Source organism: Mucilaginibacter mali (assembly GCF_013283875.1).
In the GTDB taxonomy this organism is placed as follows: domain Bacteria; phylum Bacteroidota; class Bacteroidia; order Sphingobacteriales; family Sphingobacteriaceae; genus Mucilaginibacter; species Mucilaginibacter mali.
In genome coordinates, this window is the sequence record NZ_CP054139.1 from 1,092,948 (window position 1) to 1,114,630 (window position 21,683).

The following is a 21,683-nucleotide window of genomic DNA, read 5'->3' on the forward strand; positions in this document are numbered from 1 at the left end:
AATCAAGGTTCAGACAATACTCTTAATCCTTAAAAAACCTGTCGGGATTTGGGATGAAATTCAGGAATGAGTGGAAGTTTTCCAGGTAATTAGATTGATCTAATTTGTAATAAAACGCCCCTTTTTTTGATGATAGTTTTTCCTTTTCGGGCAGTTTAACCAGTAAGCCGGTTGATAATATTTTACGGCTGAAGTTACGGTCGTCAAGTTTGGATTGATAGATGCCCTCGTATAGGGCCTGCAGTTGCGGGATGGTAAATTTCTCGGGCAATAGCTGGAACAGGATAGGGTGCAGGGCGGCTTTGTAGCGTAATTGCTTTTTAGCCAGCTTTACCATTTCGTTATGGTCGAATATCAGTTCGGGCAGTTCGTTCAACTGGAACCACTCGGCATGATGCTCGTGGGTTAACTGCGCCTCGTACTGGTGTATATCTATCAGGGCAAAATAGGCAACTGATATTGTCCGCTCTACGGGGTCGCGGTCGGGCGCGCCGAATACGTGCAGTTGCTCCATGTACACATTTTTCAGGCCGGTAAGCTGTTCAAGCACCCGGTTGGCGGCATCATCAGGGGTTTCGTCTTTTTGTACAAAACCACCCATCAGGCTCCAGTGATCCTTCATGGGTTCCAGCCCGCGGTGTATCAGCAGCAGTTTAATATCGGTGCCATCAAATCCGAAGATGATACAATCGGTGGCTAATAAAAATCGTTCCTGTCCGGTATAAGTGTGCATGTTTAGCTAACTGTTTAACCTGTCATGCCGAAATATTTCGGCATCTCTAATATGCAAGTATAGTAAAAATGCAACAACGAGACACCGAAACATGTCGGCATGACAGGTAAATATCCGATTTATTTAATTCTTTTCAAAGATATCACCTTTATTCCAGGTTGGGCGTTGCGGATCATTTGCAACCACATACCCTATCAGGAAGTTAAGCTGGGCGTATTTACGGCCGGCGTCAAAATCAAACATGCCATTTATATCGTCCTGTGGTTTGTGGTAGTATTTGGCGCGCCAAACTTTCACCAGGTCGTTCAGGTTGTTTTTACCGTCAGGCGTGCGTGCGCCGTATTTAATGTGCAGCGCCGGGATACCGTGTACCACAAAGCTATACTGATCGCTGCGTACAAAACGGTTCTGCTCCGGCTCAGGGTCGGGTTCAACGGTCATATCCATGTAGCGGGCTGCCTTATCAACCACCGCCGCCAGCGATGAATGCTCGGCACCCAAAGCGGTAACCGACAATAGCGGGGCAATGATGGTAGGCATATCGGTATTCACATCGGCTACCATCGATTTTACCGGAACGGTTGGATGGCTTGCAAAATAGCCCGAGCCCAAATCTCCCAACTCTTCGCCGGTAACCATAACGATCAGGATAGAGCGTTTGGGCTTTTCTTTCAGGTTATGGTAGATCTTGGCTATCTGCAACAGGCTTGATACGCCCGAAGCATTATCATGCGCGCCGTTATAGATAGAGTCGCCCTGTATAGGTTGACCAACACCAAGGTGATCAAGGTGAGCGCTATGCACCACGTATTCATTCTTCAATTTTTTGTCTGATCCTTCTATTTTGCCCACTACGTTAAAGCCGGCAATATCCTGGTAGCTAAAATCGGCGGTAGCGCTTACGGAAGCATTGACAGGGAACGACATGGGTGTTCCCGCTTTGATAGATGCTACCACATCGCCTGCATTTTTCCCGGCCGTAGCGGCTAATGCCTTAAACGTTTTGTAACCAACCATGGCCAACATTTCCACCCCGCCAAAATAATTGCGCGACACTACGGGAACACCCTTCTCGTCCATTATACTATAAGTGCCTCTGCGACCGGGATTAGGCAGTATCGGGCGCGCGGTAGAATCGCCCACGGCAAGGATAACCCCTTTGGCACCATGCGCGGCTGCATTTTTTTGTATGGTGATCAAATCCATACTGTGTGATGCATCCGAAGACGGGAAGCTTTTTGGCGCCCCGCGAACGATCACCACGATCTTGCCTTTAACATTCAGCCCGGCATAATCATCGTAGTTCAGTTGTTTATCGGTAATACCGTATCCCGCGAAAGCCAGCTGGCCTGATGAGGTTACCACCTGGTGAACCGGATCGGGATAGATGAAGATATCGTTACCGTACTTAATGCTATCGGTTTTGCCGGCTATGGTTAATGTAGCCGAACCCGTTTTACCAGCGAAAGTGCGGCGAAAACGCACTTGTTGTGTCCAGCCGCCATTTTCGCCGGCGGGTTTTACGCCGTACTCGGTTAACTTGCCTATTACATAGTCGGCACCCATTTGGAAACCCGGCGTACCAGGCGCGCGGCCCAGTAATTTATCATCGGCCAGGTAGGTAATGCTGGCCTTTATTTCGTCGGCGCTGGCGGTTTGCATAGCCGCGTCGACAGCGGGATTAACTAATTTTTGCTGTGCGAAAACGCCGGTGCTTAAGGATAGCAACACGCCTGATGCAAGCGTTGCTGTAAACTTTAATTTCATGTCAGATCAGTTATTGGTCGGACAAGATAAATAAATCCTGAATAATTTAAAGTAACATATAGGTGATGGTAGTGGCGATGAGTTAACCACAACGGGCACGGAGGTTTGCACAGAGAACACAGAGCATGTCCATCGTATTATTGGTAATTCCTAAACCGATGGACTTTAAAAGAGAAAATGGCACAAGGAAACTAACCAAGGGTAGACTCACCCGGTCTACGCTTCGCTGGACCACTCTCTCTTGCCTTCGGCAAAAGAGGGGATGGGGTTTCTGATAATACTCTTGCCCTCTTTCCGCGCAGCGAAGAGAGGGCCGACCAGCGAAGCGTCGTCGGGGTGAGTAAGGCCGATAGCAGAGCCGACGGGTAGACCCACCCGGTCTACGCTTCGCTGGACCACTCTCTCTTGCCTTTGGCAAAAGAGGGAACGGGGTTGCCGGAATAGTAATTCATCCGCGTTATGGATGGGAGCGGATACCGGCCTTGTGGCTAAGGCCTTGTGTAGTATGAGCGTACAGCCCGGGCCGCAGGCAACGCCACAATTGTCTGAACCATGATTAAACAGATTTAACAGATGGCAGGATTTTTGAGAAAAATCAACGAAATCAGTGTAATCATAAAAAATCAGCGGTCTAGATTCCCTACCTTTACCCCCATGCTTAAAGCTACAGCTATCCATAAATCGTACGGCAACCTGCACATTTTAAAAGGGGTTGACCTGGAAGTTGCCAAGGGGGAAATTGTGGCCATTGTAGGCGCGTCGGGCGCGGGGAAGAGCTCGCTGCTGAATATTTTGGGCACGTTGGATAAGCCCGATGCAGGTCGGCTATTTTTTAACGGGCACGAACTGAGCAGCATGAACAGTACGCAGCTAAGTAACTTCCGTAACCGCAAGATCGGGTTCATCTTCCAGTTTCATCACCTGCTGGCCGAGTTTACCGCGCTGGAGAATGTGTGCATCCCGGCCTTTATTGCCGGTACCGCTAAAGGAGTTGCCGAGGCACGCGCCATGGAACTGCTGGATATGCTGGGTTTGAGCGATCGGACCACGCATAAGCCTAACCAACTTTCGGGCGGCGAGCAGCAGCGTGTGGCCGTAGCCCGTGCGCTGATCAATAAGCCCGACCTGATCTTTGCCGATGAACCCTCGGGTAACCTTGATTCGGCCAACGCGCGCGAACTGCACGAATTGTTCATCAGGCTGCGCCGCGACTTTGATCAAACCTTTGTAATTGTAACCCATAACGAAGACCTGTCTAACCTGTCGGACCGTAAGGTGACCATGAAGGACGGCTTAATTATATCCTGATGGCTAAAATGTTGATTACCGGGGCGGCTTCAGGCCGGGCGCATCAGTTGAAGAGTAAGCTGGAGGGAAATATCGTTTTGGGCGATTATGCAGAACTGCCCGCTGTGATGTTGCAGAGCGGGGCGATGATCAGTTTGCCCAACCCGAACGATGCATCATACGCGCATAAGATGCTGACTTTAAGTTTAGATAAGGGTATTGAAATCATATACGCCCTGCAAACTGCCGAACTTGATCTGCTGAACGAGGCAGCCTTATTATTTAACGAATACGGAATAACCATTAAAGCGGCCGATGAAGTACAGTGATATAGACCCGCGCAAAACCGCCTTTATTTTTGAACTGGATAACGTGCTGTATCCCGAAAAGGATTACCTGTACCAGGTGTATTACCTCTTCGCAGGTTTTTTGGAATATACTGAAATGCTGGACGCCAAGGTGCTGGTAAACCTGATGGTGAAAACACACGATGAAGATGGTCCGGAGGTGGTGTTTGATCGTGTTCAGCAGCGCTTTCAACTGGATGAGCAATACCGCTTCAATTTCGAACATCTGCATAAAAGCGCCCAGTTGCCGCTAAAACTTTTGCTATATGCCGATATGCTGCAATTGATGCAGGATATTGTGGTGGACAGGAAAAAACTGTTCATTGTTACCAACGGCAACCCAGAGCAACAACTGAATAAATTAAAGCATGTAGAATGGCACGGACTTGAAAAATACCTTACCTGCTACTTCGCCGATGAACTTTCGCCCAAACCCGAACCGGACAGTATCTACAAACTCATAGCCGACCACGGCCTGCAGCGCCGCGATATGGTGATGACCGGCGTAACTGATACCGATGTACTTTGCGCTGAAGCTTGCGGCATTGATTTTATTTATGCCGACGAATTCATATCTTTATAGTAGCCTCACTTAATCCTCTCCAAAGGAGAGTACTTGACATGTACTTTTTTAAAAGTCCCTCTCCTTTGGAGAGAGGGGTGAGGCTGAAGCAACTTAATGTAAGTGCTTTACGTTTAAAGTAATGTGGTTAAACTATTGGATATGAAAAGATCGTTTTACTTTGCTGTAGTGTTGGTAGCCGGCGTTTTAACGGCCTGCCACCATAAAAAATCGGATGAAGGTATTTTAGATGGACCAACCAAAGAGGGTACCACTTTAGACCTGGTGCGCGATTCGGTATACCTGTACACCAAAGAGGCATATTACTGGGCCGATGCTATCCCAAGTTATCACGATCTGCAGCCACGTAGTATAAACGGGAGCAGCGATCTGGCCGCTGTTGGCGCCGAAGTAAATATCCTTTCGCAGTTTAAAATTAACCCGCAAACCGGGCAACCTTACGAGTATGTAGCCAATAGTGGTGGGCAAGCCAAGTATTCGTTTATTGATAACGGGCAAACCAGCGCTGCTTTGGGTGGCAATAAGGCCGATTTTGGCTTCGCCCTGACCGCCATCAGCAATACAGACATAAGGGTACGCTATGTTTACGGTGGATCGGCAGCAGGTAATAATGGAGTGCACCGGGGTGATATGCTTACTACAGTGAACAGCCGCAGCAACCTGGATCTGTCTTCAAACACCGATTACAATTTTATTGTTAACGCATTGGGCACGTCGCCGCTGAGTATGACGCTTAAACGCCCCGATAATAGTACCTACAGCGTAACGCTAAACTCGGGCAGTTATACGGTTAACCCGGTGCTGCTTTATAAAACCTTTGATCTGGGCAGCGGGAAAAAAGTTGGTTATATCGTTTTTAATACTTTTACTGCGCCTGCAAATGCTACACCAAAGTTGGATGAAGCTTTCGCCAGCTTTACCAGCAACGGCATTACCGATTTGGTGGTAGACCTGCGCTACAACGGCGGCGGTTATGTTTCCACATCCGAATATTTGGCTAACCTGATCGTCCCTACGGCTAAGAATAATACCACCATGTACAACTATTATTTTAACAGCACCCTGCAAAGTGGTAAGGCCGAGGTGTTGAAGAACCAGGTAGCGCGTGATGCGAACGGTTTATATAACCTGGCCCAGGTTGATTATACGGTGGCCGGTAATGCGGTTAATTTTAGTAAAAAGGGAAGCCTGAATATTGGCCGCGTATTCTTTTTGGTTACCGGCGGCACTGCATCGGCCAGCGAACTGGCTATTAATAACCTGATACCTGCTATGGATGTTAAGCTGATAGGCACTAATACCTATGGCAAGCCGGTAGGGTTTTTCGCTATCAACATTAATGCTTACCAGCTATACGTACCCGAGTTTGAAACTAAAAACTCGGCAGGGCAGGGTGGGTACTTTACCGGCATGAACCCTGGTGGTAACTATCCCGGATTTGGCAGCAATGATGACCTGACCAAAGATTTTGGCGACGCCACCGAAGGTTTGCTGTCGCACGCGCTTAATTATGTGAAAAACGGTACTTATGGTACCAGCCTGAAAATACAAAGCGTTGATGGCCAGCCGGCTGTTAGCCATAATATAGGTGCCGAAGATTTTAACGGGATGATAGCCAACAGGAGACCGAGAAAATAAAGACTGTTGTGGATTGACGATCTTATCGCCAATTTTCTTTAACGTGTATTTATTATAGCCGTAATAAATATTATTAATAAAATTTACATTTGTAAACACTAATATGCATGTTGCTACGTATATAGTGTGTTAACCCCGATTAAAATGAAAAAAATACTGTTTATTGCAGGAACGCTATTGATATTTTTTACCGCCTGTAAAAAAAGTAAACCAGCCGACGAAGCTACAGATACCGGTACCACCACTACCGATCCAACTATCCCCACTACAGGTACCGCGTTAGATAAAATGAAAGACTCGGTATTCCTGTATGCCAAGGAAGATTATTACTGGTACGATGGCATCCCCGATTATAATACCGTTAACCCCCGCGCCGTAACCGGCACAACCGACCTGACCGCGCTGCAGGCCGTGGTAAACAAAATATCGCAATATAAAATTAACCCGGCCACCGGCCTGGCTTATGAATATGTGGCCAATAGCGGCGGCCGCGCGAAGTACTCGTATATGGATGATGGTACATCATCACAAAAGCTAAATGCTACAGCGGGCGATTTTGGTTGCTTACCTTTTTATGATGCTTATAGCGGGAACGTAAATCTTTATATCAAATATGTTTATCCCGGTTCGCCGGCTGATGTGCAGGGTGTAAAACGCGGTTACCAGATCATGAGCGTTAATGGCCGTACCGATTTGAGCGCCGCCTCCAACTATGCTAACCAGGCCGCTAATCTTGCTTTTTTGCAAAATGCCTTTAGCAGCGGTAGCAGCACAATTACTATGGTGCTAAAGAAATTTGATAACACTACAATTAACGTAACCATTAATGCCGGAACTTATACCATTAACCCGGTTATTACCTATAAATCGCTTGATATGGGTAACGGTAAAAAAATGGGTTATATCGTATTTAATAGCTTTGTAAGCAAGGCCAGTGCCCAGGCGGCTTTATCAACCGCGTTTACATCGTTTGCTAATGACGGTGTTACCGAGCTTACCGTCGATCTGCGGTATAATGGCGGTGGCTTTGTTGAAACAGCCGAGTACCTGGCCGGCTTAATAGCCCCGACATCGGCTAATGGTAAGGTTATGTATACCACTTACTACAGTACCAACTTAGCCGCCGGGAAAGATCCTTTATTAAAGAATCAGGTGCGCCGCGATGCTAATACAAACCAGCTTTATAACTATAGCCAGATAGATTTTTCGACTGCGGCTACCAATTTTGTTAAACAAGGGACTTTGAATATCAGCCGCGTATTCTTCCTGGTAACCGCGGGTACAGCATCGGCCAGCGAGTTAACGATTAACAGCTTGCGTCCATACATGAATGTGCAGCTAATAGGTGTTACAACTTATGGCAAACCTGTTGGCTTTTTTGATATTAATATAGGCAAATACCAAATGTATATCCCTGAGTTTGAAACAAAGAATTCATTAGGCCAGGGTGGTTACTATGCCGGGATGGAGCCGGGTACCACTGATTATGCTGGTAAAAAGATGAATGACGATGTGACCAAAGACTTTGGTGATGTGAACGATAAGTTAATAGCACAAGCCATATACTTTGCTAAAAACGGGGTGTACACCACTTCAAACGATCTGCAAATTCAAAGCGTTGATACCAATAACACCAAACTTGCTACCGAAGCCATTAACAATGCTTTAAACGGTAACCAGTTTAATGGGATGATCATGCAGCATCACTTGCTGAAGAAGTAAGTTTTTAGTGATTACTACAAAAAGAGAGGGATATGGCCGCAGGCCATATCCCTCTCTTTTTACCAAAATTTGTCATTGCGAGGAGCGTAGCGACGTGGCAATCTCATAGGCAGGTCCTCGTTGCACATCCTATGGGATTGCCGCGCTATCGCTCGCAATGACAATTACGGCTATCAAACCCGCCGCGTCAAGCGTCCACGCTTGTCGCAACTCCTAATTAAGCGTCCACGCTTAATTTTTAAACGTGAGCGTAGACACTCACTTAGGATAACGTTCAAGCGAAGACGCTTGAACGGGCATTTTTTACTAATCTCTAATCTCCAACCACTAATCTCTGGCCGAAGGCCCTAATCCACCAACTCCCGTAAATCCACCGGCACCACGCGCGATACGCCCTGCTCTACCATGGTAACACCGTAGATCACATCCGTGCTGGCAATGGTGCGCTTGTTGTGCGATACGATGATGAACTGCGAATCGTTGCTAAACTTGCGGATGATATTGTTGAATTTATCGATGTTGGTATCATCCAGCGGGGCGTCCACCTCGTCGAAGATACAGAAGGGGGCCGGCTTCAGCAGGTAAAGCGAGAACAGGATGGCCGTAGCCGTCAGCGTTTTTTCGCCACCCGATAGCTGGTTGATAGATAAGGGCCGTTTGCCCTTAGGCTTGGCGATGATGTCGATATCCGATTCCAGCGGGTGTTGCGGGTCGGTTAGGATCAGGTCGCAGCTGTCCTCCTCGTTAAACAGCGAACGGAACACGTGGATAAAGTTTTCGCGCACATTAATAAAGGCCGCCATAAACTTCTCCTTAGCCGTATCATCAATCTCCTGTATAGTAGCCAGCAGTGAAGCCTTGGCTTCCGTCAAATCCTTCTTTTGAGCTTGAATGAAAGTATAACGCTCGTTCATCTCGTTATAAGCCTCAACCGCCATCGGGTTTATCGCGCCGAAGTCGTCCAACTGGCGTTTCATCTTTTCAGTCTTCTCGCGCAGGTCGTCTTCGCTCTCGTCCTGCGGCACTTCAGTATTCAGAAGGTCCTCAATATTAATATTAAACTCTACCGAAAGGCGTTCCTTCAACGCGTTCAGATCAACGCGCAGGTTGGTGCGCTTGTCGCGCAGTTCGCTTTCGATCAGTTCGGCATTGTCCTTTTTACGGCGCAGCGCGGATACATTATTTTCAACCTCGGTTATCTGACCCTTCCAGGCATAGTACTCCTGCTCGGCCTGCTGGGCGGCTTTTTCCAGTTCCTCCTTTTGGGCATACATTTCCAGCAGGTCGTCATCACTGTGGTCGGCCAGCTTTAATATTTCCTGTATGGCAGCCTTTACGGTCAGTAGTTCGGCGCTGTTTTGATTGATGCGGGTTTCCAGGCCATCCTGCTGCGTTTCGCGGTAATCCAAATCCTTCATCAGGCCCGATACCTTGTTTTGCTGCTGGTGGAAGCGGATATTCTCCTGGTTGTAAGCGTTCGATTGCACGGTGAGGTATTCGTTCAACTCGTTAAACACCTGCTGCTTTTCGGCCAGGAGGTCGCCTTGTATCTCTTTTTGGGTTTTAAACTCGGCCACCTGCGGCTGCAAGGCCAGCAATTCATCCTTAATGGTGGCAATTTTGCGGGCAATATCCTCTTTGCGGTTGCGGCTGTTCTCTATAAAAGCCTGGTACTGCTCCTGCCGGGTTTTAACGGTGATCAGTTCGGTATTCAACTGGTTTAGCTGCAACTGTTTTTGCTTGATCTCGTCGGCCTTGCCCTCGGTGCGCAAAGCTACTAAGGCGCTCTGCAATTCTTCCGATCGGCTTTTTAACTTGCCCACCAGCGTTTCCAGTTGCTTAATCTCTTTCGACAGGTTCTCCAAATTACGTGCGCGACCAATACGCTTACCCTCAAACAAACCCACCGAACCGCCCGCCATGGTAAACTTAGCCTTGTTGAACTTACCGGTTTTCCCTAACAGCACCACGCCATCGGGCAGTTGCTGCCCGTCTAAACCTTTTTCGGCGTTTTCATCAACCAGGTAAACGTTTTTTAGCAGGTGATTGCACAGCGGCTGGTATTTGGCCTCCACCTCAACCACGCTCAGGGCCGGCAGCCAATCGCCATGCACAGCCGGCGAAAATGCTTCGGCAGGGAAGTTATTCAGTATAAAAAACTGCGCCCGCCCGCGCGAGGCGTTGCTCAGCAGGTTAATAGCGCTGATGGCATCCTCGTAGCTATCCACCACGTAATGGTTCATCATCGGCTCCAGGTAGTTCTCTATCGCCACACGGAAATCCTCGCGGCAAAAAAGCACATCGCTAAACAGGGGCGCGTTCTTGCCCCAGTCGCTGTTCTTCTTTAAAAAGCGGATCGATTCGGGGAAACCCTCCAGATTATCCACCAAACTTTTGGTCAGGTTATATTCGTTCTGCTTGGCATCCAGCCGGCGGCTTTCGGCCACGGCCTGATCTTTTACCTGCGTTAGTTCCTCGTCGGTAGCCTTTATTTGCTCCTGCAGCTTGTTTTCGGCATCAACGGCCTGCTGCAATTCCTTTTCAAAACCCTCAGTGCGGTATTGCAGTTCGGCCAGTACCTGGTTAAAGTGAGATAGTTCCACCTCCTTGCCGCTGGCATCTTCCATATTGCGCAGGCTTTCCTGCTCTAAGGCTTGTTCCTGTATCTGTAAGATCTCAGCATCCTTTTCTGCTTTGTAGATCTGGTTTTGGAGGCGGTTGTTAATGCTGTTCAGCTCGTTTAATTCGGTACGTGCTTCGGTTTGGTTAGCGCGTAATTCATCAACGGCAGCTTTCAGATCGGCCACGCGTGCGGTTACAACATCAAGGGTTTCGTCTTCCTGTGCTTTTTCCTCGTTCAGGCGTTTAATGTTATAAAGCACGTGGTTCAGCTGCTGGCGGTCGCGTTCCAGTTCGTCGGTAAGGCGTTTCTCCTTATCCTGCTGGTTGCGCAGTTGCTCGTTCTTTATTTTCTTCTCGCTTTCGTAGGCGCGTATTTTGGCAACGTATTCGTTGGTAGCCTTCTGCTGGGTCGATAGGTTCTTTTCGCGGGTAATGCTGTCCAGCTTTTGCTTTTGCAGGTCGGCTTCCAGTACATCTATCTGGGTTAATATGCCCGCCTTTTCTTCCTTCTGTTTCTGCTCTAATTCCTCAATTTCGGCCAGCGACTGGCTGAACGTGGCTATCCGGAACGAAGCCAGCATCACGCTCAGGGTTTTGTATTGTTCTTTTAGCCGATAATACCGTTCGGTTTTTTTTGCCTGGTTCTCTAAGGTTTTTAAGTTTTTCTCTATTTCAAAAAGCAGGTCCTCCACACGCTCAAGGTCGGCTTCGGTATCTTTTAACTTATTAAAAGTTTGCTTTTTGCGCAGCTTGTACTTGGATATGCCCGATGCTTCCTCGAACAGGGCGCGACGCGAGTTTTCTTTATTGGTGATGATCTCGTCGATCATCTTCAGTTCGATGATGGAATACGAATCAGATCCGATGCCGGTATCCAAAAACAGGTCGGTAATATCCTTCAGGCGGCATTGCACATCGTTAAGGCGGTACTCGCTTTCGCCGCTGCGGTACAGCTTGCGGGTAAGCGTCACCTGCGAAAAATCGGTAGGCAATACGTTTTTGGTATTATCAAAAGTGAGGGAAACCTCGGCCAGGTTGGCGGGCTTGCGGCTTTTATTGCCGTTAAAAATGATATTCTCCATCTTCTCCGACCGAAGCGCGCGCGTGCTCTGCTCGCCCAAAACCCAGCGGATGGAATCGACCACGTTTGATTTGCCGCAGCCGTTAGGCCCTACAACAGCCGTTACACCCTCGTCAAAATTAATGACGATCTTATCCCCGAAACTCTTAAAACCCTTTACTTCTAACTTGGTTAGCTTCATTATTTATAGTCCGTAGTTTATGGTTGATAGTTCATGGATTGATGCTGAACTATGCCACTAAATTTGCTTAAAAACGATTGTCATTCATTACCGTCGGCTTTAGCCGACGGTAAACAAAAGCGACAACATGGGCTTTAGCCCAATATTAAGCGACATTTTGGCTAAAGCCACTTAACTTCTGTTCATTATTCCGTTGACTAAAGTCAACGGCAATGATTTTTTGCAATACGCAAATAATCAAAATCGAATTTAAACTGCTTCTAACAATTGAACCCGAAAGATACACCTTATAGCTAAGTTTTACAGGTTAAGTTTTTATTGAGTTAATAACATGGGGTGTGGAAAAGTGAGGTAGTCCATAGTCGATGGCCCATAGTCCATAAAACGTCTTCTGCTATGGATTATGGGCCATCTACTATGGATTAAATAGAAAAGCACTGCCGGTGCAGCAATTAACGCTTGTTCCTGCTATCCGTTACAGGTTCGCTCTTTCCTCCTCGCACAATATCTTGCGTAAACTGTGGGATATCCGCTGCCACCCAACGCGGACCTGCACAATGTAGCGCCAGATAATTATCCGGTTCTACCGTTCATCCAAAAACCTTTTACCTTTCTGCTTTCACCTTTCCGCTTTTTTCTATATTTGCCGCATCACAAAAAAATAAAGAAAATGAGCGTATTAAGCGACAGGATAAATAACCTGGCAGAGTCGGCAACCATTAAAATGGCCAAAATGGGCCGCGAACTGGCTGCCCAGGGTGTTGATGTAATTAGTTTAAGCTTCGGCGAGCCCGATTTCCATACTCCAGAGCACGTAAAGGAAGCCGCTAAAAAGGCAATGGATGATAACTTTACCTATTACACACCCGTTGCCGGTTACCCTGATCTGCGTAAGGCCATCTCCAAAAAGCTGAAAGACGAGAACAACCTGGATTACGACCCGAGTCAGATCGTAGTTTCAACCGGTGCCAAGCAGGCTATTGCCAATGCGGTTTTATGTTTGGTTAACCCCGGCGAGGAAGTAATTATTCCTACGCCTTATTGGGTATCCTACTCGGAAGTGGTGAAACTGGCCGAAGGCAAAAGCGTATTTATTGATACCACCGTTGAAACAAACTTTAAAATAACCCCTCAGCAATTAGAAGCGGCTATAACGCCGAAAAGCAAGCTGTTCATGTTCTCGTCGCCATGCAACCCAACCGGTAGCGTTTACAGCAAAGCCGAACTGGAGGGCCTGGCAAAAGTGTTTGAAAAGCACCCGGACATCTACATCCTGAGCGATGAGATCTACGAGCATATCAACTTTATCGGCGGGCACGAATCTATCGCCCAGTTTGATAGCATTAAAGACCGTGTGGTGATCATTAACGGCTTCAGTAAGGCTTACGCCATGACCGGCTGGAGGATTGGCTATACCGCATCTAACAAAGACATAGCGGCCGCCTGCGATAAAATGCAAGGTCAGATCACTTCGGGTACCTGTTCCATCACCCAGCGTGCCGGTACCGCCGCTTATGAGGGCGGATTGGAAAGCGTGCTGAAAATGCGCGAGCAATTCCAAAAACGCCGTGATATCGTGTACAAACTGTTAAGCGAGGTTGAGGGGCTGAAAGTGAACCTGCCTGAGGGCGCGTTTTATTTCTTCCCTAACGTAACCGAGTTTTTTGGTAAAAGCTATAATGGCCGTACCATTAACAATTCAGACGACCTGAGCTTATACCTGCTTCAGGAAGGCCACGTAGCCACCGTAGGCGGCGATTCCTTCGGCGATCCTAAATCTATCCGCCTGTCTTACGCGGCAGCCGAGGATAAGCTGGTAGAAGCTATGCGCAGGATCAAGGAAGCTTTGGGGAAATTGCAATAATAAATAGATCCGGAATTATCTGGCATAAAAAAAGCGATAGGTTAATCTATCGCTTTTTTTATGCCGTTTTTTTGAAGTATATTAACGGGTGTAGTGTATCTGGAAAACCGAAAATGGTTTTGTGGCGTTTGTTTTTACGACAACCTGCTGCATCTTGTGCCCCTTTCTGTCCGAAGTGTCTGATTGAACGGTTACATTAATAAATCCGCTGTCGCCGGGTTTTACAGGTTTTTTTTCCCAGTTTATAGCAACACAACTGCACGATCCTGCTACACTATCAATTACAAGGTTGGCCGTGCCGGTATTTTTAATATAAAAGGTGTGCTTAATTATCGTATCTGAAGGTTTTAACTGGCCTGCACGGTATATAGAATCTGCAGCTATGCTATTTGTGGTATTTTTATTGGCATTATTGCAGCCTGTCAGCAAAAAGCCGCCTAACATTCCCGTTACCAGCAAACCACTGGTGTAAACTATAAGCTTCTTTAATTTCACTTTTTAGAGTATAGGTTTAACATGTACACCGAAAAAACATGTTTTGCTGCACCAATACAGGTGAAACAAGCGTTTAATAAATTTAGCTGTATTTTATGTTTTATTAATTACTTTACTCAGCCATGGATATACCGCCTTGTAAAAGATTATTAACCGTGGCCATAGCGCCTTTTGTATCGCCCTCGTAAACAACAAAGCCTTGCTGGTCTATTACTATAGTGGTAGGGAAAGCGCGTATGCCCAAAGACCGTACCATGGTATTGTCGTATCCCGCGGTGGCCATAGGGAAGGTATAACCACGTTGTTTAAGCATTTTAAAACTCTCTGATACGTTTTCACCGCTCGAAGGCTGGTTAACCGTATAAAATTGTAAGTTAGGATTGTTTTTATGCTGGTTATAATACTTTTGAAACTCAGGAAATGCTTCAAAGCAAGCCCCGCATCTTACAAACCAAAGATCCATAATAGTCAGCTTCCCTTTTTTTGCAGTAACAGCCGTGTTATTGATATCCGTTAGTCTTAAATCGACTGGGATTTTTTTATAAACCTTACCGGTAAAAGTACCATAAGCCAATTTTGTTTCCCACATGCTGTATCCGTAAAAATAGACGAACAAAACCAGTAATATCGAAATAGAAAGGTTTATTGTTTGCACTATTTTGTGGCGGTGATATAATAAAAGGCCGACTACTACCCCCAGGACGTGTGCCAAATAATCGGGTAGGGATATTAATGTACCGGTAAAATCATATATCCTTACAGGGAGTTGTATAACGGATACGCCTATTAATATATAAAGTGCTATCAGCCATGGTTCCGTATTTTCCCTGTCTTTCCTGATGAGGAGAAACGTAGCTATAAGACATATCGCAAAGCCGCAAAGTGTGCTAGCCTGCATCCCACCAAAATACCCCCTAAACGGATAGGTGGAAAGTTCTAAGATGAAACCCCAAAAGGTAAGCGCCAGCCACCGGGGGGCAACAACTTCGGGAAAAAATTGCTTTGTTACGAAGAACATGATTGGCGGGATGCTCAGCGATGCGACCAAAACGCCAGTCTGCTGACCAAAATATTTAACTGCTACAAAAAACAGGGATAATTCAAGCAGAAAAACAACCGGTATCAATATTATTTTATAAGAGCTTAAGCTTATGGTAGTGTTCTTCATGTAAATTATTCGGTGCTAATTATTGGTGACGCGCAAATTGTGTTTTTAAATTGCATCTAATGCTACCCATTAAATGGGTAATATTTTGTTTTCGCTCCAGTTAGTCAGTCGGAATTTTTGGCAGTATGATACAGGTGTTGTCGCATGCCCAAAGTATACAAAAACCACAACCCCAACTCGTCTGGTTTTTACATTCCTGCATATCGTCATCTCTGTGGCAGGCGGTTCCTTCACAACCATAGTCAGAGTTAGTATTACAATTACAATTAGGTATGCCTTGAGCAGCTAAATTTATTTTTAAATCGCTTTTGGCGTCGGTTGCGCCAAATAATTTATAAGCTAATGATTCTATTTGATCATGCGTTAACAAGGCTTTCGCTTTCTTTAACCAGTTATCCCGAAAAGTAGCAGCCTGACCTTTGTTGTTCCCATTATTATTCCCGGTATTAAATAACTGCGGTGTAAGGAAACTTACAAGTTCAACTGCGAGTAATTTTTGTTGCGGTGTAAAATTTGCCGATGCGATCCTTGCATTTTCTACCCAGGCGCCATATTTTTCAATTGGCGACAACAAGCCAAAAGCTATTTTTTTCTGCTCCTGGTTAGATAAGTTTTTAACGCCGTCAATATTAGCCACGTTTTGGGCTGTTAAGGTATATTCGGCAGGTGTAGTAATAGTGGTATCAGTAGTAGTAGCAGCTTCTTTTTTACAGCTTGTAAAAAAGAAGATTACTACTGCAGTTAACGTTAGTAATACTTTTTTCATGTGATTGGCCCCAGCTTAATATTTTCTTTATAATCGATTAATACGCAAAACTATGCAAAAGGTTTTGTATATAAAAAATATTTAATAAATAATATGCGAGAGTTTTTTAATATTGGTTAAAAAGCACAACTATTGGTTGTTTTTGCATGAGTTTGATTAACCGTTGGTAATTAAAATAGCCGTTTAGGCAAAAAAATGGCTGTAAATTTTTTTAACTTTTTTTGAATAGTAGGCAGCCGGCAGTGCGTATTCCTGATGGTATTTCGGAGTTATCAGTAGCTTTTGTAAGCGCCTGACCGTAAAAAATTGCGAAGATCTATTCGTTTCGGCCTTTAAGCTACCCGTTTTTTTTAAACTTTATGCATTGATTATGGTATTGCTTCTCATTTGTGCCCGATGTGAAGTATTATAAAGGCATGTAATTATGAAATATTATTTCATCCGGAGCAAAAGTCAGTTACGATAGTACACGGGGCTTCTTAAAAACAAAAATCCCCGGAGGTTTTTCCCGGGGATTTTTTATTGTTAACCTAAGTACGATTTCAGGATCTTGCTTCGGCTGGTATGCCTTAAGCGCTGCAGGGCTTTGTCTTTAATTTGCCTTACCCTTTCGCGGGTTAAATTAAATTTTTCGCCTATTTCTTCAAGCGATAGCGGGTGGTTGGTACCCAGGCCAAAAAACAGTACAATGATTTCGCGCTCGCGCTCGGTTAAAGTAGAAAGCGAACGTTTAATTTCTTCAGACAGCGATTCGTTGATCAGGATCGAGTCGGTATTCGGCTCTTTATTCTCCAATACATCTAATAATGTATTTTCCTCGCCCTGTACAAACGGCGCGTCCATAGATACATGGCGGCCCGAGTTGCTCAGCGTGTCGGATATTTTATCAACGGTGGTTTCCAGTATGTCGGCCAGTTCTTCGGGCGAAGGCTCGCGCTCGTATTCCTGCTCCAGCTTGCTAAATGCCTTGCTGATCTTGCTTAATGAACCTACCTGGTTTAGTGGTAAACGCACAATACGCGATTGCTCGGCAATAGCCTGCAGTATCGACTGACGGATCCACCATACGGCATACGAAATGAATTTGAAGCCCTTGGTCTCGTCGAAGCGTTTGGCAGCTTTGATCAAACCTAAATTGCCTTCGTTAATCAAATCGCCAAGGGTAAGGCCCTGGTTTTGATATTGTTTGGCTACCGATACAACAAAGCGTAAGTTGGTTTTTGTTAAGCGTTCCAGCGCGGCCTGGTCGCCTTCGCGGATCTTTTGTGCAAGAATTACTTCTTCTTCGGCAGTAATCAGGTCAACCTTACCAATTTCGTGAAGATACTTGTCTAACGACTGCGACTCGCGATTGGTAATGGATTGGGTTATTTTGAGTTGTCTCATCTATTAAATATACCTCGATTCTTTTGATTTAAGAATAGAACGTGCAAAGGTAAGCAATTGTTACGAAAAATAATAACTCGTTTTGATTAATGCAAGCTATTTTACAATCTGTTTATAAATGTAAATTATACATTTAATTGCAATGCTGTTAAAATCAGTCATTTATGCAAATGTTGCTTTTAACGCTTGTTTTGTTTTTTGGGCTATTATGCTTATAATATTGCCAATAAAGTATAGGGCTGTTAAAAAAACGGATGCCTGCCCAATTTACATATAAACTGCCTGTTTAACGGGGTAAACCTCCCAATTGTTTCCGCTTATGGGGTAATATTTCTACCGGGTTTAATAGTATAACATTGATATGACACGGGACGGCTTATTGTAAAGCATGCTTACAAATGTTTACTATGCTTATATTAGTAGCAGATCTTTAAACGGCAAATGCTAAAAGAAATATTCGCTATCGGTAATTATCCTAACCTTAACAGTAATGCGCGCTGGGATGAAAAGCTGCTGTCTGTTTTCAAGATGTACGGGATCATTGTGCTGGCTATGATCGCTTTTGGCCCGCTATGGCTACTGGCTGATAAACTGGTGACGGACGTTTTTCACCACAAAAGTTTCGCTTCGCATTACCGGGAGGTATTTCAGCAGATGTATCAAAAGCTTGGCCTTACTACGGCTATTATATTTATATGCATAATAGGGCCGTTGTTTGAAGAGGTGATCTTCCGTTTGCCCTTATCGTTTAAAAGGCGACAGGTATTCATTGCTATTGCCATAGCCATATTTTATTTAGCCGGCGCGTTTTTTAAACCCAGGGTACTGATGCTGAAAATTGTTATTGAAATAGTTCTTGCCATCCTGGTACTTGTTACAGGCTTTAAGTTTATCCCCGATACTCCCCTAAATATATCACAAAAACACCGGCAGCAATTAGTGGTTTTGTCTGTTTGTGTGTTTGGCCTTATGCATATTAGTAACTACAGGCCTTTAGACTGGCCGCTGATATGGCTGTACCCTCTATTTGTTATCCCGCAATTGCTGATAGGATGGGGGATAACCTACGTTCGCTTTAAACATGGCTTTGTATGGGGCATAGCGCTGCATTGTTTGGTTAACAGTATATCAACCTTACTGAGTTTGCTGGTGAAGCATTAGTAGGTTTGATTATGCATCACTTTGCATTAGCCTTGCGCATATCTTTGGCTTTATTAAAAGTAGCCAGGCAACTATCCAATGGCTGGCCTTGTTTATATATACAATTGCAAAAAGCCTGGCATGCCGCCGGGTTTTTGCTGCCCGCGCATTGGTTGCGGCACTCCGCTTCGGAGTTGCCCGGCACTATCTCAAATAAATAAAAAGTGCCGGCGATAACAAAGGCTGCTATCGCGAAGCCCCCCCCGAAAAATATCAGCCTCAGGCGCTTGCCCACAGGTTGTTTTGCGACCGAAGGATCGGTTGCCGACCGCCCGAAAGGCAGGATGTGCTTTATACGGTCATAATCCCAAACTAATAGAAACAGGTTTGCCAATACCATCAATGTGATTATCCGGGTGCCATCAAAACGGGTAGCGTAGGTAAGTACACAAATATTAATAATAATCGGAAAATACATCAGCGCGCCAAGCAACGCTGTGCGCGGGATAAGTAATAATATGGCAACGATGATTTGCCCGATACCGATGAAAGTATAGTAATACCCGGTGGTATGCAGGGCATCGAAATAATGCCCCAGGGGATTATTTGACGGCAGACCGGCGGCGAACCGTTCGCCTATGATCTTAACGTACCCCGCCACAAGAAAGCCCACAGCCAGCGATACGCGGCAGAAAACAGCGAAGCGCCTGATCCAGTTATCGCCCCTTGCCTCGTGTAATATTTCATCAAAACTGTTCACGCTTTTTTACGGGGGATCAATAAACTTAGGATAAAATGAAGTACGAATGCCATCACCGTCCAATACACCGCGCAGGCCAATACCCGGATAGGCGGTGCGGGGTCCGGATCGTTAAATACCGGGGCCAGTGGGCCTACCAAAATAATTTTAACTGGATAGATAATGGCGGCTAAGTTGCGCTTCCAGGCTATTGGTGAGTTGGTACCTGCAAACCAATCGCCGTTTACAGGTTGTAAAAGCAAATTAGTGATGCCCAGAAATACAAACGCCGAAACGAGAAAGGTAATGATGAATTTAGTTCTTGATATTTTCATATAAAAAGTACTTTGATATTCAAAGTTAAATAAACCAATAATATCTCAAAGTATTTTTTTGAAAATTTTAAAAGGAAAGACCGGCGATTTCAAATGCCGGTGTTTGTAGACCTACAATTCCGATAATTTAAACGCCTCCTTAAGCCTGATCCCTTTCTCGGTTTGCTGCAGGGTGCAGCACTCGTTAACCGGGTCGTGTTCCAGGTATAGGATGTAGTCGTTATTTACAGCCTCGTTCCAGTATTTATGCCGTTCGGTCATGGTAGTAAGCGGGAACATATCGTAGCCCATTACATATGGCATGGGCAGGTGCCCAACGGATGGAAGCAAATCGGCCATGTACAAAATTTGTCTGCCCTTATAGTTGATCAGCGGCAGCATCATCGAATCGGTATGGCCCGATACAAAGCGTACGCTGAAATTATTGGTGAATGACACGCCATCCTGCACATCAATAAACTTTAGTTGTCCGCTTTCCTGTATCGGCATAATGTTTTCGGTAAGGAACGATGCCTTTTCACGCTCGTTGGGGTATACGGCCCAGTTCCAGTGTTTATCATTACTCCAGTAGGTAGCGTTTTTAAAAGCAGGGGCAAAGGTTTCGCCAACACGTTCAACCGCTCCGCCTACATGATCGAAATGAAGATGGGTTAAAAATACATCAGTAATATCATTGCGATGGAAGCCCAGCTTTTGCAGCGATGTATCCAGCGCGGCATCGCCATGTAAATAATAGTGGCTGAAGAACTTCTCGCTTTGCTTGTTGCCAATGCCGGTGTCTACCAGGATCAGGCGGTTACCATCCTCAACCAGCAGACAACGCATAGCCCAGGTACACATGTTATTATCGTCGGCGGGGTTGGTTTTTTGCCAGATTGATTTGGGCACCACGCCAAACATGGCGCCGCCGTCTAATTTAAATAAGCCGGTATCGATGGTATGTAAGTTCATTAGTAGTTCATTGTTGATGGTTCATAGCCAAATGCGGTATCGAAAGTAGAAAAATATAAATCGCTACCCAAATTCCTGTCGTTAATAAAAACCTGCGTAACTTTGACGCATAAACCAATTGATGGCAGTTCAGCCATGAACTATGAACCATCAACCATGAACTAAAATATGAACAAAGTAGTAAACAATGCCGATGAGGCCATACACGATATTAATAACGGCGCGGTGCTGATGGTAGGTGGCTTCGGCCTTTGCGGCCTGCCCGAAAATTGCATTGCCGCCCTGGTGAAGAAGAATGTGAACGGGCTCACCTGTATATCTAACAATGCCGGGGTTGATGACTTTGGCATCGGCCTGATGCTGAAGCAGCGCCAGGTAAAGAAAATGATATCATCGTACGTAGGCGAAAATGCCGAGTTTGAACGCCAGTTGCTCAGCGGCGAACTGGAGGTGGAATTGATCCCGCAGGGTACTTTAGCCACCCGTTGCTTGGCTGCGGGTTACGGCATGCCGGCTATATTTACGCCGGCAGGTATCGGTACCGAAGTAGCTGAGGGTAAAGAAGTGCGCAACTTTAACGGGAAAGATTACCTGATGGAAATGGCATTTAATGCCGACTTTGCCATTGTAAAAGCCTGGAAAGGCGATACCACGGGCAACCTCGTGTACCGCTCTACCGCGCGCAACTTTAACCCGGTAATGGCTATGGCAGGCAAGGTAACCATTGCCGAGGTTGAAGAACTGGTGCCCGCCGGGGAACTCGACCCCGACCACATTCATACGCCGGGCATCTACGTGCATCGTATTTTTGAGGGTAAGGATTACGAGAAAAGGATAGAGCAGCGCACTGTTAGAGCAGAAAGCTAAAAGACCAAAGC

General features: G+C 45.8%; 18 protein-coding genes. 8 read left to right on the forward strand and 10 right to left on the reverse strand.

Going from position 1 to position 21,683, the window contains the following annotated elements; all coding sequences use genetic code 11:
- Positions 1–22: 22 nt before the first annotated feature.
- Both HQ865_RS04700 and HQ865_RS04705 read right to left on the reverse strand, forming a co-directional pair.
- Positions 23–733: an NUDIX hydrolase gene (locus HQ865_RS04700; RefSeq protein ID WP_173413776.1), complete on the reverse strand. Its 711-nt coding sequence runs from the start codon at positions 731–733 to the stop codon at positions 23–25.
- A gap of 123 nt (positions 734–856) precedes the next feature.
- The gene (locus HQ865_RS04705; RefSeq protein ID WP_173413777.1) at positions 857–2,500 is read right to left on the reverse strand and encodes a M28 family peptidase; all 1,644 of its coding nucleotides are present in this window, start codon (positions 2,498–2,500) and stop codon (positions 857–859) included.
- A gap of 654 nt (positions 2,501–3,154) precedes the next feature.
- On the opposite strand from HQ865_RS04705, the gene HQ865_RS04710 reads away from it, so the two are divergent.
- The 5 genes from HQ865_RS04710 (at position 3,155) to HQ865_RS04730 (ending at position 8,077) form a co-directional block, all read left to right on the forward strand.
- Entirely contained in the window at positions 3,155–3,808 is a 654-nt protein-coding gene (locus HQ865_RS04710) for an ABC transporter ATP-binding protein (protein ID WP_173413778.1), read from the forward strand.
- Positions 3,808–4,116, forward strand: coding sequence for an ATP-grasp domain-containing protein (locus HQ865_RS04715; RefSeq protein WP_173413779.1), 309 nt, complete (start codon positions 3,808–3,810; stop codon positions 4,114–4,116). Before HQ865_RS04710 ends, HQ865_RS04715 begins: the two co-directional genes overlap by 1 nt.
- A complete protein-coding gene (locus HQ865_RS04720; RefSeq protein WP_173413780.1) occupies positions 4,103–4,717 on the forward strand; it encodes an HAD family hydrolase in 615 nt (204 codons plus the stop codon). The genes HQ865_RS04715 and HQ865_RS04720 overlap by 14 nt, the downstream gene beginning before the upstream one ends.
- A 141-nt stretch (positions 4,718–4,858) precedes the next feature.
- Positions 4,859–6,355: a S41 family peptidase gene (locus HQ865_RS04725; protein ID WP_173413781.1), complete on the forward strand. Its 1,497-nt coding sequence runs from the start codon at positions 4,859–4,861 to the stop codon at positions 6,353–6,355.
- Between the two features lie 144 nt (positions 6,356–6,499).
- Complete coding sequence (locus HQ865_RS04730; protein ID WP_173413782.1) at positions 6,500–8,077, forward strand: S41 family peptidase; 1,578 nt, start codon at positions 6,500–6,502, stop codon at positions 8,075–8,077.
- Positions 8,078–8,424: 347 nt separating this feature from the next.
- On the opposite strand, the gene smc is transcribed toward HQ865_RS04730, so the two are convergent.
- Entirely contained in the window at positions 8,425–11,961 is a 3,537-nt protein-coding gene (smc, locus tag HQ865_RS04735) for a chromosome segregation protein SMC (protein ID WP_173413783.1), read from the reverse strand.
- 670 nt (positions 11,962–12,631) lie between these two features.
- Between smc and HQ865_RS04740 the strand changes: the two genes are divergently transcribed.
- On the forward strand, positions 12,632–13,825 hold the full coding sequence (locus HQ865_RS04740; RefSeq protein WP_173413784.1) for a pyridoxal phosphate-dependent aminotransferase: 1,194 nt from the start codon (positions 12,632–12,634) through the stop codon (positions 13,823–13,825).
- A gap of 81 nt (positions 13,826–13,906) precedes the next feature.
- Here the strand turns inward: HQ865_RS04740 and HQ865_RS04745 are convergent, their stop codons facing one another.
- The 4 genes from HQ865_RS04745 to HQ865_RS04760 all read right to left on the reverse strand — a co-directional run bounded on the left by HQ865_RS04745 (position 13,907) and on the right by HQ865_RS04760 (position 17,640).
- Entirely contained in the window at positions 13,907–14,320 is a 414-nt protein-coding gene (locus tag HQ865_RS04745; RefSeq protein WP_173413785.1) for a DUF1573 domain-containing protein, read from the reverse strand.
- Positions 14,321–14,432: 112 nt separating this feature from the next.
- Positions 14,433–15,488: a TlpA family protein disulfide reductase gene (locus HQ865_RS04750; RefSeq protein WP_173413786.1), complete on the reverse strand. Its 1,056-nt coding sequence runs from the start codon at positions 15,486–15,488 to the stop codon at positions 14,433–14,435.
- 100 nt (positions 15,489–15,588) lie between these two features.
- Positions 15,589–16,254 carry a bacteriocin fulvocin C-related protein gene (locus HQ865_RS04755; RefSeq protein WP_173413787.1) on the reverse strand — a complete coding sequence of 222 codons (666 nt, stop codon included), beginning with the start codon at positions 16,252–16,254 and terminating at the stop codon, positions 15,589–15,591.
- Between the two features lie 525 nt (positions 16,255–16,779).
- Positions 16,780–17,640 carry a sigma-70 family RNA polymerase sigma factor gene (locus HQ865_RS04760; protein WP_107826388.1) on the reverse strand — a complete coding sequence of 287 codons (861 nt, stop codon included), beginning with the start codon at positions 17,638–17,640 and terminating at the stop codon, positions 16,780–16,782.
- Positions 17,641–18,081: 441 nt separating this feature from the next.
- On the opposite strand from HQ865_RS04760, the gene HQ865_RS04765 reads away from it, so the two are divergent.
- Entirely contained in the window at positions 18,082–18,801 is a 720-nt protein-coding gene (locus HQ865_RS04765; protein WP_173413788.1) for a CPBP family glutamic-type intramembrane protease, read from the forward strand.
- A 16-nt stretch (positions 18,802–18,817) separates the two neighbouring features.
- On the opposite strand, the gene HQ865_RS04770 is transcribed toward HQ865_RS04765, so the two are convergent.
- The 3 genes from HQ865_RS04770 to HQ865_RS04780 form a co-directional block, all read right to left on the reverse strand.
- Complete coding sequence (locus HQ865_RS04770) at positions 18,818–19,540, reverse strand: DoxX family protein (protein ID WP_173413789.1); 723 nt, start codon at positions 19,538–19,540, stop codon at positions 18,818–18,820.
- Positions 19,537–19,854, reverse strand: a complete 318-nt coding sequence (locus HQ865_RS04775) for a hypothetical protein (protein WP_173413790.1) — start codon at positions 19,852–19,854, stop codon at positions 19,537–19,539. Before HQ865_RS04775 ends, HQ865_RS04770 begins: the two co-directional genes overlap by 4 nt.
- A 111-nt stretch (positions 19,855–19,965) precedes the next feature.
- The gene (locus HQ865_RS04780) at positions 19,966–20,805 is read right to left on the reverse strand and encodes an MBL fold metallo-hydrolase (protein WP_173413791.1); all 840 of its coding nucleotides are present in this window, start codon (positions 20,803–20,805) and stop codon (positions 19,966–19,968) included.
- A gap of 168 nt (positions 20,806–20,973) precedes the next feature.
- Between HQ865_RS04780 and HQ865_RS04785 the strand changes: the two genes are divergently transcribed.
- On the forward strand, positions 20,974–21,672 hold the full coding sequence (locus tag HQ865_RS04785) for a CoA transferase subunit A (protein WP_173413792.1): 699 nt from the start codon (positions 20,974–20,976) through the stop codon (positions 21,670–21,672).
- Positions 21,673–21,683 lie beyond the last annotated feature (11 nt).

Coding starts and splice junctions, on each gene's coding strand:
- HQ865_RS04700 (WP_173413776.1), bottom strand. CDS start 733: ATGCACACTTATACCGGACAGGAACGATTTTTATTAGCCACCGATTGT.
- HQ865_RS04705 (WP_173413777.1), bottom strand. CDS start 2,500: ATGAAATTAAAGTTTACAGCAACGCTTGCATCAGGCGTGTTGCTATCC.
- HQ865_RS04710 (WP_173413778.1), top strand. CDS start 3,155: ATGCTTAAAGCTACAGCTATCCATAAATCGTACGGCAACCTGCACATT.
- HQ865_RS04715 (WP_173413779.1), top strand. CDS start 3,808: ATGGCTAAAATGTTGATTACCGGGGCGGCTTCAGGCCGGGCGCATCAG.
- HQ865_RS04720 (WP_173413780.1), top strand. CDS start 4,103: ATGAAGTACAGTGATATAGACCCGCGCAAAACCGCCTTTATTTTTGAA.
- HQ865_RS04725 (WP_173413781.1), top strand. CDS start 4,859: ATGAAAAGATCGTTTTACTTTGCTGTAGTGTTGGTAGCCGGCGTTTTA.
- HQ865_RS04730 (WP_173413782.1), top strand. CDS start 6,500: ATGAAAAAAATACTGTTTATTGCAGGAACGCTATTGATATTTTTTACC.
- smc (WP_173413783.1), bottom strand. CDS start 11,961: ATGAAGCTAACCAAGTTAGAAGTAAAGGGTTTTAAGAGTTTCGGGGAT.
- HQ865_RS04740 (WP_173413784.1), top strand. CDS start 12,632: ATGAGCGTATTAAGCGACAGGATAAATAACCTGGCAGAGTCGGCAACC.
- HQ865_RS04750 (WP_173413786.1), bottom strand. CDS start 15,488: ATGAAGAACACTACCATAAGCTTAAGCTCTTATAAAATAATATTGATA.
- HQ865_RS04755 (WP_173413787.1), bottom strand. CDS start 16,254: ATGAAAAAAGTATTACTAACGTTAACTGCAGTAGTAATCTTCTTTTTT.
- HQ865_RS04760 (WP_107826388.1), bottom strand. CDS start 17,640: ATGAGACAACTCAAAATAACCCAATCCATTACCAATCGCGAGTCGCAG.
- HQ865_RS04765 (WP_173413788.1), top strand. CDS start 18,082: ATGCTAAAAGAAATATTCGCTATCGGTAATTATCCTAACCTTAACAGT.
- HQ865_RS04775 (WP_173413790.1), bottom strand. CDS start 19,854: ATGAAAATATCAAGAACTAAATTCATCATTACCTTTCTCGTTTCGGCG.
- HQ865_RS04780 (WP_173413791.1), bottom strand. CDS start 20,805: ATGAACTTACATACCATCGATACCGGCTTATTTAAATTAGACGGCGGC.
- HQ865_RS04785 (WP_173413792.1), top strand. CDS start 20,974: ATGAACAAAGTAGTAAACAATGCCGATGAGGCCATACACGATATTAAT.